This is a genomic window from Neptuniibacter halophilus (assembly GCF_030295765.1).
In the GTDB taxonomy this organism is placed as follows: domain Bacteria; phylum Pseudomonadota; class Gammaproteobacteria; order Pseudomonadales; family Balneatricaceae; genus Neptuniibacter; species Neptuniibacter halophilus.
The window spans coordinates 191,467-204,610 of the sequence record NZ_AP027292.1 but is presented as its reverse complement, the minus strand read 5'-3'; the positions used below and the strand labels follow the sequence as shown (position 1 = coordinate 204,610).

The 13,144-nt window shown below is 53.8% G+C and carries 11 protein-coding genes and 1 tRNA gene; 7 read left to right on the top strand and 5 right to left on the bottom strand.

From position 1 onward, the window contains the following. Position 1: 1 nt before the first annotated feature. Both rlmD and QUD59_RS00975 read right to left on the bottom strand, forming a co-directional pair. A complete protein-coding gene (gene rlmD, locus QUD59_RS00980) occupies positions 2-1,357 on the bottom strand; it encodes a 23S rRNA (uracil(1939)-C(5))-methyltransferase RlmD (protein WP_286238964.1) in 1,356 nt (451 codons plus the stop codon). A gap of 110 nt (positions 1,358-1,467) precedes the next feature. Further along, positions 1,468-2,223 (bottom strand): adenosylcobinamide-GDP ribazoletransferase, encoded by a 756-nt coding sequence (locus QUD59_RS00975; RefSeq protein WP_286238962.1) that lies wholly within the window; start codon positions 2,221-2,223, stop codon positions 1,468-1,470. A gap of 73 nt (positions 2,224-2,296) precedes the next feature. Here QUD59_RS00975 and QUD59_RS00970 point away from each other — a divergent pair, with 73 nt between their 5' ends. Further along, on the top strand, positions 2,297-3,286 hold the full coding sequence (locus QUD59_RS00970) for a glycosyl transferase family protein (RefSeq protein ID WP_286238961.1): 990 nt from the start codon (positions 2,297-2,299) through the stop codon (positions 3,284-3,286). 21 nt (positions 3,287-3,307) lie between these two features. Here QUD59_RS00970 and QUD59_RS00965 read toward each other — a convergent pair whose 3' ends face one another. Next, positions 3,308-4,483 (bottom strand): cation:proton antiporter domain-containing protein, encoded by a 1,176-nt coding sequence (locus tag QUD59_RS00965; protein ID WP_286238960.1) that lies wholly within the window; start codon positions 4,481-4,483, stop codon positions 3,308-3,310. A gap of 71 nt (positions 4,484-4,554) precedes the next feature. Beyond that, the gene (locus QUD59_RS00960; RefSeq protein WP_286238959.1) at positions 4,555-5,880 is read right to left on the bottom strand and encodes an MATE family efflux transporter; all 1,326 of its coding nucleotides are present in this window, start codon (positions 5,878-5,880) and stop codon (positions 4,555-4,557) included. Positions 5,881-6,074: 194 nt separating this feature from the next. Between QUD59_RS00960 and nfuA the strand changes: the two genes are divergently transcribed. From nfuA to QUD59_RS00930, 6 genes are all read left to right on the top strand, one after another. Beyond that, positions 6,075-6,668, top strand: coding sequence for a Fe-S biogenesis protein NfuA (nfuA, locus tag QUD59_RS00955; RefSeq protein WP_286238958.1), 594 nt, complete (start codon positions 6,075-6,077; stop codon positions 6,666-6,668). 237 nt (positions 6,669-6,905) lie between these two features. Then, on the top strand, positions 6,906-9,332 hold the full coding sequence (gene lon / locus QUD59_RS00950) for an endopeptidase La (RefSeq protein ID WP_286238957.1): 2,427 nt from the start codon (positions 6,906-6,908) through the stop codon (positions 9,330-9,332). 133 nt (positions 9,333-9,465) lie between these two features. Next, complete coding sequence (locus QUD59_RS00945) at positions 9,466-9,741, top strand: HU family DNA-binding protein (RefSeq protein ID WP_286241070.1); 276 nt, start codon at positions 9,466-9,468, stop codon at positions 9,739-9,741. A gap of 107 nt (positions 9,742-9,848) precedes the next feature. Next, positions 9,849-9,925, top strand: a tRNA-Asp gene (locus tag QUD59_RS00940). A 142-nt stretch (positions 9,926-10,067) separates the two neighbouring features. Further along, positions 10,068-11,951 carry a SurA N-terminal domain-containing protein gene (locus tag QUD59_RS00935; protein ID WP_286238956.1) on the top strand — a complete coding sequence of 628 codons (1,884 nt, stop codon included), beginning with the start codon at positions 10,068-10,070 and terminating at the stop codon, positions 11,949-11,951. 94 nt (positions 11,952-12,045) lie between these two features. Next, positions 12,046-12,513, top strand: a complete 468-nt coding sequence (locus QUD59_RS00930; RefSeq protein ID WP_286238955.1) for a DM13 domain-containing protein — start codon at positions 12,046-12,048, stop codon at positions 12,511-12,513. On the opposite strand, the gene QUD59_RS00925 is transcribed toward QUD59_RS00930, so the two are convergent. Then, positions 12,510-13,115 (bottom strand): YiiX/YebB-like N1pC/P60 family cysteine hydrolase, encoded by a 606-nt coding sequence (locus QUD59_RS00925; RefSeq protein ID WP_286238954.1) that lies wholly within the window; start codon positions 13,113-13,115, stop codon positions 12,510-12,512. The genes QUD59_RS00930 and QUD59_RS00925 overlap by 4 nt on opposite strands. Between the last annotated feature and the right edge of the window lie 29 nt (positions 13,116-13,144).

Below are 13,144 nucleotides of genomic sequence, written 5' to 3'. Positions count from 1 at the left end.
CTCAGTGGCGCTCAAACAGAGCCAGCGACTCAACGTGAGAGGTATGCGGGAACATATCCATCACGCAGAAACGACTGGCACGATAGCCCTGCCGGATAAGCTCAGCGCCGTCTCTTGCCAGTGCCGCCGGGTTGCAGGAAACATAGAGGACTGTATCCGCCTTGTGCTGCTGTAACTGCCGGATAATTTCCAGCGCACCGGTGCGGGGCGGGTCGAGCAGAATCTTGTTGAATCCCTGCTTGTACCAGGCCATTGCGCGCAGATCTTTGCTCAGGTCTGCGCGGAAAAATTCGCAGTTGTTTTGCTGATTGCGTTGAACATTGTCCCGAGCACGATGCACCATCTCATCGACGCCTTCAATGCCAACAACGCGTCCCGCCTGACGGGCTAGCGGCAGGGTGAAATTACCGACCCCGGAGAAAAGATCGAGGATGGAGTCTTCTGCGGACGGGGTAAGCCAGGCCAGTGCGCGATCGATCATCTGTTGGTTCACGCTGGCATTCACCTGAATAAAATCGCCGGGTTTAAAATGGATCTCTGCACCACTCGCGGCATGCTGATAAAACAGTTCTGCATCCCCAGCATAGGCGCGGATCTGCTCACCGTTATCCAGATACAGTTTAAAGTTGTGGCTTTCAGCTAACTGCTGAAGTTTCACGCAGAGCTCCGGCTGCGGTGTCTTTTTTACCCGAAGGGTCAGAGCCCCTTCTGTATCACCCTGAGTCAGCTCAGCGTGCGTGATCTCTTTAAACTGATCGGCGGTTGCCAGTACCTCGCGCAGGCCGGTCATAATCTGCTCCAGCGCGGGCGCCAGTACCGGGCAGTGCTCGATCTGGGTCAGCTTGCTACTGCCGCGACGGCGAAAGCCGATCAGCGGGCTGCCATCACGTAATAGCTGGTTAACGCCGATGCGTGCACTGCGGCGGTAATGCCAGGCGGGGCTGGTGATGGGTGCTTCGATCTGCTCCGGGCGGAATTTGCCAAGGCGCTGTAACTGCTCCAGCACAATCTCCTGTTTGGCGTTGATCTGCTGATCATGCGCCAGATGCTGCAGGTCACAACCACCGCAGACACCATAATGCGGGCAGACCGGGTCGGTACGTTCGTTAGCCGGGGTGATGACTTCAACACAGTGACCTTCATCAAAGCGACGGTGTTTTGTATCAATACTGAAACGCACGGTTTCACCGGGCAGGGCGCCGGAAATAAACAGGGTTTTGCCCTGATGCCGGGCAACACCTCTGCCTTCGTGGCTGAGGCGCTCGATCTCAAGGGTTTCAGGGTAAGCCAGAGGTTCGCGGGATTTTACCGGTTTTTTGGCGGCTGGACGGCTGAACAGACTGTTTTTGCGTTTCATGTATCACTACCCGATGGAAGAGGCGTGATTTTAGCAGAAAGCGCAGGGATCGTCAGAGTGGTCTGATCTTTTCCTGGGTAATTGTCGGTGCCGGCCGTCTTTAACTGGCTTTAAAACCAGGACAGGCAGAGCCAGAGGTAGATGGCCAGTTCGCACAGTTGCTGGCAGCAACCCAGGCAGTCGCCGGTGTAGCCGCCGATCCAGCGCCGAAAGTAGCGCGCCATGCACAGGGTGATCAGCAGGCAGAGTGGAATCAGACTCAGGTAGCTGGCCGGCAGAAACAGCAGGCAGAGGAGCACCGGCAGGGCTGCGAATAAAAGTTGCGTGCGTGTCGGCGGTGTCAGCAGGGCGCTTGATTTGCTGCTCTGTTCCAGCCCGACGTAACTTTCCCGATAAACCAGCAGCAGGGGGGCAAGGCGGCTTAATGTGTGGCCGAGAATCAGAGCCGGAATAATCTGCTCGAGTTGCAGCAGTGCCTCATATTTTGTCAGCAGCACCAGAACAAGGCCTATGACACCAAATGTGCCGACCTGAGAATCTTTCATAATCTGCAGGATTTTGTCCCGCTGCCAGCCACCGCCAAAGCCATCACAGCAATCGGCCAGACCATCTTCATGTAATCCGCCCGTAAGCAGAATGCCTGCGCCTATGGTTAACAGCAGTGCAACGCTGGTGGGCAGAATTGACTCACAGAGCCAGAAAACCAGTGCCGATAATACGCCGATTAAAAGCCCGACCCAGGGTAGGTAGGGCAGTGCTCTGGCCTGATTGTCCGGGCGGAAATCTACCCAGCCGGGCACCGGGATGCGGCTGAAGAAGCTCAGCGCATTAAAAAAAAGGTGTAGCTGCTGTGGGTAGGATTTCATTAAACTTAGGGTCAGAAGGTGATTGCTGCCTACTCTATTCATTCCGCCAACGAAGGACAAGGTAAAACTGACCATGGTAGAAGAGCATAAATTTGCCCCATTTGTACGTATTCTGGGTAAAGGCAAGAATGGTACCCGTTCGCTGAGCCGTGAAGAAGCGGCCGAGGCGATGGGTATGATTCTCGATGGTCAGGTACGCCCTGAACAGTTGGGGGCTTTCCTGATGCTGTTGCGGGTCAAAGAGGAGGCGCCGGAAGAACTGGCAGGGTTTGCGGATGCGGTACGTGCCCGTTATTCGGTGGGCCGCGAACTGCATGTGGATCTGGACTGGTCTACTTACGCCGGTAAAAAACGGCGTCATTCCTGGTATCTGCTGGTGGCGCTGTGTCTGGCCAGTCATGGCTACCGGGTGTTTATGCATGGTTCCCGTGGCCATACGCCGGGCCGGATCTACGTTGAGGATATGCTGGCGCTGTTCGGTATGAAGGCTTGTCAGGACTGGGAGCAGGTGAGTACGGAGCTGGATCGGTGCAATTTTGCTTATATTTCGGTCGACCATTTCTGCCCGCCGCTGGGTGAGATTATCCAGTTGCGTCCGATCCTTGGGTTGCGCTCTCCGGTGCATACCCTGTGCCGGATGCTCAATCCGGCTCAGGCGCCGGCAAGTATTGATGGCGTTTTTCACCCTCCTTACGGGCCTATGCATCAGAAGGCCGCGCAGTTATTGGGAATTCAGCGCAACCTGACGATGAAAGGGGATGGCGGTGAGGCGGAGATCCGACCGGATACTGAGTCCCTGCTGCAGTGGGTAATCGATGGCGAACTCAGTGAATACGAATGGCCCCGTTCAGTGGAGAAACGCTTTGTTAAAGAGGATGAGCTGTCCGATCAGATGCTGCTCGAACTCTGGCAGGGTACGGGATCGCATGAGTACGGTCAGCGCGCGATTATCGATACACTGGCGGTGACTTTGCGTCTGCTTGGTGAGTCGGGTGATGTCAGCGAACTGCGGCAGCGCGCTGAAGCACTCTGGGGTAGCCGGAACATCAGCCTGTTTGGCTGACATTCCGGCTGGATTAACCGATTAGTCGCGGCGCAGTTTGTCAGAGACTGCAATGGGTGATGGGAAGTTAAAGATCACCACATAACTGGAGAAGAGGAAGGTCAGAATCGCGGTGGCCTGAATAACATGTGATGCTTCTTCTCCGATCATCAGTGCGCCTGCCGCGATATAAGCGATCAGCAGCGAGAATTCACTGATCTGACCGAGACGGAAGCCTACCTCCCAGCCCAGTTGTGGCGACTCGCTGATACGGCTCAGCATAAAGCGGAAGACCACCGGTTTCACCACCAGAATCAACACTGCCAGAATGATCGCCGGAATGGCGATCACGCCAACCAGATCCAGATTAAAGCTGGCACCGATCGAGAAGAAGAACAGGATCAGGAAGAAATCACGCAGGGGTTTCAGACTGGTGGCTATGTATTGCGAGATCGGGCTGGTTGCCAGCGAGACTCCGGCAACAAACGCACCGATTTCTGCGGACAGCCCGGCCAGATGTGCCAGTTCGGCCAGCCCCAGGCACCAGCCGATTGCCAGCAGAAAGATATACTCATGAAAACGGTCGAAGCGCTGTATGAGTTTCAGCAGTACATATTTTACAAAGATAAAGGCACCGAGAATGATCAGCGGCAGGGCAACCAGCGTGGTGGCGAACTGCGCCATTGTGTCGCTCTTGCTTGCGCCATCGCCGCTGTAAAGAAACAGCAGTACCATGATCGCAATGACGTCCTGCAGCAGGAGCAGGCCCACGACCAGCTCACCGGTATGGCGGTGGTGCAGCACGGTGGTGGGCAGGAGCTTGATGCCGATAATGGTGCTGGAGAACATCACAGCAATGCCGATGATCATGTTCTCTGTCTGACTGTAGCCAAAGACATAGCCAACGCCATACCCCAGTGCAAAGAAGATCAGAGAGCTGCCGATGGCGACCAGAGTCGCCTTCTTCAGCATATGCAGCAGGTGTGAGGGCTGCATATCCAGACCGAGCAGAAACAGCAGGAAGATAATACCGACATGGGAGATATCTGAGAGCAGTTTGGTATCAGACACCATGCTCATCCCATAAGGGCCGAGGATGGCACCCAGAACGATATAAGCGACCAGCAGAGGTTGGCGGGTGTAGAGCGCGAGAGAGGCGACAACGGCGGCGCCTGTAAAAATCAGAAAAAACGAAAAAACCAGCGACTGTTCTGTCATCTATTCGTCACTTATTCCATCAAGCTTTAAGGGATTAAACCAATATATCAATTTCACCCTTGGGGCGAAAACTAAATTCTGATCTTCTGCCAGTTCTGCTGTGACCAGATGCGCATGAACAGAACCGAAGAGGCTGCGCGATGCAGCACCTGCATCAGCCAGATTCCGATCAGGCCAAAGCCGAGTATCGGGCCAAACAGCCAGGCCAGCGGCAGAAAGAAACACCACTGTCCAAAGGTACTGATCAGAAGCACAGTACGGTTTGCACCGACGCCGAGCAGGGATTGGGTCAGAACCAGTGCCGCAGCATCCAGACAGATGGCCAGCGCCGTCAACTGTAAAGGCAGGCTGGCCTGTTCGATCAGGGGCGCTGAGGTCAGGAAGATCGCCAGTACCTGCTGCGGAAGAAACCAGAGAGGAAGGCTGAGCAGGCAGAGCGTCGACAGGGCTGTTTTAACCACGTCCCATCCCCACTGTGCTGCGGCATCCACGCGCCCGGCGCCCAGATCATGGCTGATCAGTGAGGTAGAGGCGACGCCAAAACCTACAGCGGGCAGGATCAGGAACAGTGACAGGTTGATCAGGACATGAGCGATCGCCTGCTCATTGGTACCCAACTGGCCAATAATCCAGATCAGTATGCAGATCGCCAATGCCAGAAATAACTGTTGCAGGGAGTGGGGCACTGCCAGTTGGATCACCTGGCGCAGGCCGGGCAGCAGATTAAACCAATTGATCTGGCGGTGGGCCTGTGGATCGCGGCAGAACAGAAATCCATTGAGCAGCGCACCGCTGAACAGGGCGATGGCACTGCCTAACCCGGCCCCCTGAGCCCCCAGCCGGGGCAGGCCGAATTCACCAAAAATCAGACAATAGCTGATGATGACGTTGAGCAGATGGGTGATCAGCAGGGCACGGAAATAATGGTAGGGGCGCTTACTGCCGTTCCACCAACCGCGGAAAGACAGGTTAAGCCCGACCGCCAGCATAGCCGCGGTACGGTAGTCGAAATAGCCGGAAGCGATCTCCTGTACGGCAGGGTCGTCAGTCATCAGGCTGATTATCCATTCCGAATGACTGATAAAGAGGAGGCTCAGGGGCAGGGCGATCAGAAATGAGATCAACACACCGGCATAAACCGGATGGCAGGCTAGTTCTGCCCGTCCTTCACCACGACGTCTGGCCACCAACGCCTGAACCGCAGAAGAGAGCCCCAGAATCAGGCTGATAACGACAAAATTGGCATAGCCGCCGATACCGACACCGGCGAGAGAGGCCTCGCCAAGGCGGCCGACCAGCGCTGCGTCGATCAGATTAAGCACGCTCTGGGAGAGCATGCCGGCGATGATCGGCAGGCCAAGAGTGAATATAATCTTCTGGCGTTGCAGGGAGGTCATGGAAGAACGGCGTCGCTGAAAACGCGCGATTCTACCAGATATCAGGCGCAGAAGATCGTTTTCCGGGCGGTCAGACGGGCGAAATAAATTATTATTTTTTCTGTTCCGGATAATAGTTGATCAATTTACTCGGTTTTGTTTTGGGTGTATCCTAGCAGGGCAAAGATTATCTGGTTCAACATACAGGACATCGTATGAACATTACCGTCACCGAAACGGCTGAAGAATATCTGGTAGAACTCCTGGAAAAACAGGACGTAGAAGGCATGGCTGTGCGTATGTTTGTCACCCAGCCAGGTACATCCTACGCTGAGACCTGTCTGGCGTACTGTCGCCCGGATGAAGTTATTGAGGATGACGAGATCCTCGAGCTGCCTACGCTGCGCTTCTACATTGAGAAGAACAGCATTCCTTATCTGGATGAAGCGCTGGTGGATTTCGCCAAGGATCGTATGGGCGGACAGTTAACCATTAAAGCGCCGAACGCAAAAGTGCCGAAGGTGTCTCCGGACAGCCCTATCGCTGAACAGATCAACTACATCCTCTACTCTGAGATCAATCCCGGCCTGGCGTCCCATGGTGGCGAAGTGAAGCTGATGGAAGTGGTTGAAGAGGAAGAGGGTCATATTGCGATTTTGCAGTTCGGTGGCGGGTGCCAGGGCTGCAGCGCAGTAGATATGACGCTGAAAGACGGTGTCGAAGCGACACTGGTTGAGCGTATCGCCAGCCTCGTAGGGGTTCGCGATATCACTGATCACAGTGTTCGTGATCAGGCATATTACAAGTAAGCATAAAATCTTTATAAAAGGGGGGCAGAGGTCCCCTTTTTTATTGTCTCAGTGTCGGGATGTTGCTATAAGTTTTATCAATCCCGACTCTCTATGTCCCTAACCCCCTGACGTGCACGCATTTTTTTACTCCGGTTGGTTGCATTTGAAAAGTTGACCCCCACATGTAACCTAAACGCGCACTATTAAGAATTCTCCGCAGTACACCGCGGACTGGTTTGACGAGGCTTTAGCAGCATGACGCAACTTGACGAAACTCAGGCACAAATTTTTGAGTTACCGGCACTTCCGCTTCGGGATGTGGTGGTATACCCGCATATGGTGATCCCGCTGTTTGTTGGCCGGGAAAAATCCATCGAAGCCCTTGAAGCAGCCATGTCCGGGGATAAAGAGATCCTGCTGGTGGCGCAGAAGAATGCCTCGGACGATGAACCTTCCGCAGACGATCTGTTTTCTGTGGGTACCGTAGCCAGCGTACTGCAGATGCTGAAACTGCCGGATGGCACAGTCAAAGTGCTGGTCGAAGGTGATTATCGTGCCAGCATTCACAGCCTGCATGAGGAGGAGGGCTTCTTTACCGCCCATGCCTCCGTGCTGCCGATTGAGGAACTCAGTGAAGCTGAGGATGAGCTATACAAACGTACTGTGCTGGAACAGTTCGAGCGCTTCGTTCAGGTCAACAAGAAGATTCCTTCGGAAGTGCTTTCCTCGCTGCAGAATATCGATGATGTGGGCCGTCTGGCAGATACCATTGCTGCGCATATGTCCCTCAAGCTGGAAGAGAAACAGCAGATTCTGGAGATGCTCGGTAATAAAGAGCGTCTGGAGCATCTGATGGCGCTGATGGAGTCTGAAATCGATCTGGTTGAGGTTGAGAAGCGTATCCGCGGCCGGGTCAAAAAGCAGATGGAGAAGAGCCAGCGCGAGTACTATCTCAATGAACAGATGAAAGCGATCCAGAAAGAGCTGGGGGACATGGATGAGTCCGGCAGCAACGATATGGATGAGCTGAAAAAGCGCATCGCTGACGCAAAAATGCCTCAGGAAGCGTTCGATAAAACCATGGGCGAATATAACAAGCTGAAGATGATGTCGCCGATGTCAGCCGAAGCGACGGTTGTTCGCGGTTATATCGACTGGATGCTGCAGATCCCATGGTCGAAACGCTCCAAAGTTCGCCATGATATGAAGCGCGCCGAGAAAGTCCTGAATCAGGATCACTTCGGTCTGGAAGAGGTGAAAGACCGTATCCTTGAGTATCTGGCGGTACAGAAGCGGGTTAAAAAGCTGAAGGGGCCGATTCTCTGTCTGGTTGGCCCTCCGGGTGTCGGTAAAACCTCGCTGGGCCGTTCTATCGCCCGTGCGACAAACCGAGAGTATGTGCGCATGGCGCTGGGTGGCGTGCGTGATGAAGCCGAAATTCGTGGTCACCGTCGTACCTACATTGGCTCTATGCCGGGCAAACTGCTGCAGAAGATGTCCAAAGTCGGCGTGAAGAACCCTCTGTTCCTGCTCGACGAGATCGACAAAATGGGTATGGATCAGCGTGGTGATCCGGCTTCAGCACTGCTTGAAGTGCTTGATCCGGAGCAGAACAACAGCTTTAACGATCACTACCTCGAGGTCGACTACGACCTCTCCGATGTGATGTTTGTCTGTACCTCTAACTCCATGAACATTCCGGGTCCGTTGCTGGACCGTATGGAGATTATCCGGATTCCGGGTTACACCGAGGATGAAAAGCTCAACATCGCACGCAACTACCTGATTGAGAAACAGTTTAAAAACAATGGCCTGAAAGCCGGTGAAGTAGAAGTTACCGACGAAGCCATCACCGGACTGATCCGCTACTACACCCGTGAAGCGGGTGTGCGTGGTCTGGAACGTGAGATTGCCAAACTCTGCCGTAAGGTGGTTAAAGAGCTGGCGCTTGATGACAAAGCGTCCAAGCCGGTGGTAATCAACCTTGAAAATCTGGAGCACTACAGTGGTGTGCGCAAGCATAACTTCGGTATGGCGGAAGAACAGGATCAGGTGGGTCTGGTAACCGGTCTGGCATGGACTCAGGTCGGCGGAGATATCCTCAGCATTGAAACGGCTGTGGTCCCGGGTAAAGGACGTCAGGTGACGACCGGTAGCCTCGGTGATGTGATGAAAGAATCGATTCAGGCGGCTCTCACTGTTGTGCGTAATCGTGCTGAATCATTGGGTATCGCCAGCGACTTCCATGAGAAACAGGATATCCATATCCATGTCCCGGAAGGCGCGACACCAAAAGATGGCCCGAGCGCGGGTATCGGTATGTGTACCGCTTTAGTCTCAGTTTTGACCAATATTCCGGTGAAAGCGGATGTGGCAATGACCGGTGAAATCACCCTGCGCGGGCAGGTTTTACCGATCGGCGGCTTGAAGGAAAAGCTGCTTGCAGCGCACCGTGGCGGGATCAAGACCGTGGTCATTCCGAAGGAGAATGAGCGTGATTTGAAGGAAATTCCCGACAATATCAAAGCAGATCTCGATATTAAGGCGGTGAAGTGGATTGATGAGGTTTTGGATATTGCGCTGAAGTACCAGCCGGAACCCCTCGGCGAAAGCACAAAAGAGGTGGTTTCCGCAAAGGAGAAATCGGCTAAAACTGCGCCGAAGCAAATAAAGCCACATTAGTAACCATCAGGGGTAGAAAGGTGTTGAAGTTGTCTTGACACCCCTTTCTAGCCCTTGGTATAAATGCCTGACCATCTTGCTGGGCATGGATAACGGAACAATTAAAAATAACGATCTATTAAAGGGGAACAACGTGAATAAGTCTGAACTGATCGACGCTATCGCAGCTTCAGCCGACATTCCAAAAGCAGCCGCTGGTCGCGCGCTGGATGCAACTCTGGAAGCGGTTACTGGTGCACTACAGAATGGAGATTCTGTTGCGCTTGTTGGTTTCGGTACATTTTCGGTTAAAGAGCGCGCTGCGCGCACTGGTCGCAACCCGCAGACTGGTAATCCAATCGAGATTGCTGCTGCGACGCTGCCAACTTTCAAGCCTGGTAAGGCTCTGAAAGACGCAGTTAACAAGTAAGATCTGATCGCGTCACGATCTTGCTTTGCCGGGCGGTTCATTCGTGAATTGCCCAGCCCTGAAAACCAGAGTTCGGTTTTCCGGGCAGCGGGATAAAACCCGCAACAGGAGCGGTAGTTCAGTTGGTTAGAATACCTGCCTGTCACGCAGGGGGTCGCGGGTTCGAGTCCCGTCCGTTCCGCCAACTATGCAGTACACAAGTCCGGACTGGCATAGTGACAAGCTGAGACTCATCAGCGCGTCGGAAAAGAATTCTAGAAAGGCGCCTTCAGATGAAAGCGCTTTTTTTATGTGTAAAAGAAATTGCCAGGGGTTTAGAAGGCATAATGTTACAGTCCATTCGGGATAACTCTCAGGGAATCATCGCCAAAGTCATCGTTGGTCTGATTGCCATTACCTTTGCTTTATTCGGTGTTGAATCGCTGGTTAGCCTGACTGCGGGCAGTAATGCGCCAGCCACGGTTAATGGCGAAGAGATCAGTCAGCAGGAACTTTATCAGGGCGTACAGCTGCAGCGCAGACAGATGCTGTCTCAGATGGGCGAAGATGCCGATCCTGCACTGCTGGATGAAAACCTGATCAGCAATATGGTGCTGGAAGGGCTGATCGAACAGTCTGTTCTGGTGCAGTCTGCCGAAAATCAGGGGCTGACTTTCTCAGACCCGATGATTGATCAGTTGATCTTGGCGACCAAAGAGTTTCAGGTTGACGGCCGTTTTGACCGGGCACAGTTCGAAGCCACGCTGCGAAATGTTGGTCTGACCCCGCTGATGTATCGTGATCTGGTACGCAAAGAGAAAGTGACTGAGCAGGAGCGTGTCGCTTACCTGCTGTCTGCCTTCTCTCTGCCGGGTGAACTCAACACCCTGACCGCTTTGCAGAACCAGACCCGCGATTTCCGCTACTTCGTTCTCGGTGCAGACGATCTGCGCAGCAGCCTGCAGGTATCGGATGCCGATGTAGAGGCTTACTTCGCCGAACACAGCGCTGAGTTTATGACTGAGGAGCAGGTGGCCATCGAATACCTGCTGCTTGATCGTTCCGCGCTTGAGCAGGAGATCACTGTTTCTGAGCAGGAACTGGAAACGGCCTACCAGCAGTTGGTGGATAACTTCCAGGCCTCAGAACAGCGTCATGCGGCGCACATTCTGGTAGAAGTGTCTGACAGCCGTGATGATGCAGCCGCGAAAGAGAAGATCGAATCTCTGGCACAGCGCCTGCAGGCGGGCGAGTCTTTCGCTGATCTGGCTCAGGCTGAATCCGATGATCCGGTTTCTGCGGAGATGGGCGGTGATCTGGGCGTTAACGAAAAAGGCGTTTTCTCGGAAGCGTTCGATGATGCGTTGTATAGCCTTCAGGAAAAGGGAGATGTCTCTGCTCCTGTTCGTACCGAGTACGGTTACCACCTGATCCAGTTGGTTGATGTTGTTGAATCTGAAGTGCCGAGCTTCGCTGCCGCTCGTGCGGGTCTTGAATCTGACCTGATCGATGCTCGCTCCGAAGAGGAGTATGTCGGTCAGTTAGAGCGTCTGGCGGATATCTCATTCTCTTCCGGGGATCTGCTTGAACCGGCGGAAGCGCTGGGCCTTAAGATCCAGAAAACCGAGCTGTTCTCCCGGGTCGGGAACGAGGCGGAAATCACCTCCAATCCTAAAGTGCTGGCGATGGCCTTTGATCCGGAGCTGATTAACGATGGCCTGAACAGTACTCCGATTGAGCTCGATTCCGGTCGTGCAGTGGTGCTGCGCGTTGTTCAGCATGAACTGCCCCGTGCAGAAGAGCTGAGCGAAGTAGCCGACCAGATCCGTGCGCTGCTGGTTGAAGAAAAGGTCGCAGAGGCACTGAATACTCAGGCGGATGAGCTGATTGCCAGACTGAAGCAGGGTGAAGCACTGGAAGCCGTTGCCGGGGGTGCTGAGGTGATCGCTGAAAACGGTGTTAACCGTTCTGGTGAGGGCGTTGCGCAGGAGCTGCGTACAGCGCTGTTCAGCATGCCAAAACCGGCTGATAAGCCAAGCTACGCTGCGGTAGACATGCTCGATGGCAGTAAAGCGCTGGTAGCGCTGGATAAGGTGTCTGAATCTGAGGAAACCCTTGAAGCGGAGCAGCTTCGTTTTATGGGTATGATGCTGAATAACCGTCTGGGACAGCAGGATTATCAGGATCACCTGAGCCAGCTGAAACAGAAAGCAGAGATTGAACGCCTGTAATCAGGCCACTCACTTTCTTCAAAAACCACCTTCGGGTGGTTTTTTGTTGTACGGCATTGGCTCTGTCCATTAGCCTGCCGAAAAGGATGCACAGATGAAAAAAATCGTATTGTTACTGAGCCATGGTGTTGTCGGGTTTTTAGGCTTTGCATTGGGTATTTATCTGTTGCCGGTGCTGACTGCGCAGCAGGCCCCGGCTCCAGAAAGACTAGAGCGTGCGGCTGAGAGAGCTGAGTTTCATGGGGAGTTTCGAAAAGATCTGCGCGGCAGTGACTGGCTGCACTGGGGGACAGGCACAATCAGTCTGAGTGCAGAGCAGATTATTTTTCAGGGGGAACTGGCGCCCGGGCCAGATTATAAGCTGTATCTCTCACCACAGTTCGTCGAGGATGAAGCGAGTTTTGTGGCTCTGAAACCACAGATGGTTCAGATTGCCGATGTACGGGGCTTTGATGGCTTTATGTTTGATCTGCCGAAGGGGCTGGATTTACAGCAATACAACACGGTGGTGATCTGGTGTGAATCCTTCGGCGAGTTTATCACCGCAGCCCGCTATCGCTAGCAGGCCCGTTCTTCCGGCAGGGTAGAGAATACCGCTGTTAGCTTAGGGTCATGTAACTGGCTGGCCGGGGTAATCGTCAGCCGTTTCCAGGGGATCAGACCGAAATACCAGCAGCGCCAGAAACCAACCGACGCCTGTGGATTTTCGTCGAGAAGTTCACGCAGGGTCTGAACCTTACCCAGCTCCACTCCCAGTGCTTCCTTATATGTCAGGTAGACAAACTTTGAGCAGAACTGGCGTTGCGAGTCGAATTTGAAACCGGTGTGATAGAGTTTGCCCATACGGCGTTCCGCGACCTGTTTCAGCGCTGTAATCTGTTGCGGCGCTAAGGGTTGCTTAAGTCGTCTGATGCTGACCTGATTGTCACAGGTTCGGGCGAGAAACTGCTTCAGTGGTGTCCGGCGGACAAAAGGCACTGCGCTTTCCAGTACAATCCATTCATTCCCTTCACGAACAATAAAACCCACATGGGAGGTCCAGCTCCCGGTACCTTTTGCTACCTGTCGGTAGAGCAGGTTACGGATCGAGATAAAGATAATATCTCCCTCTTTAATCTGGCTGGCGATCTGGTGGGTGAGTTGATTCAGGGTCAGGTCTTTCATAGCGGCACTCCAGGCTACTCATCAACGGG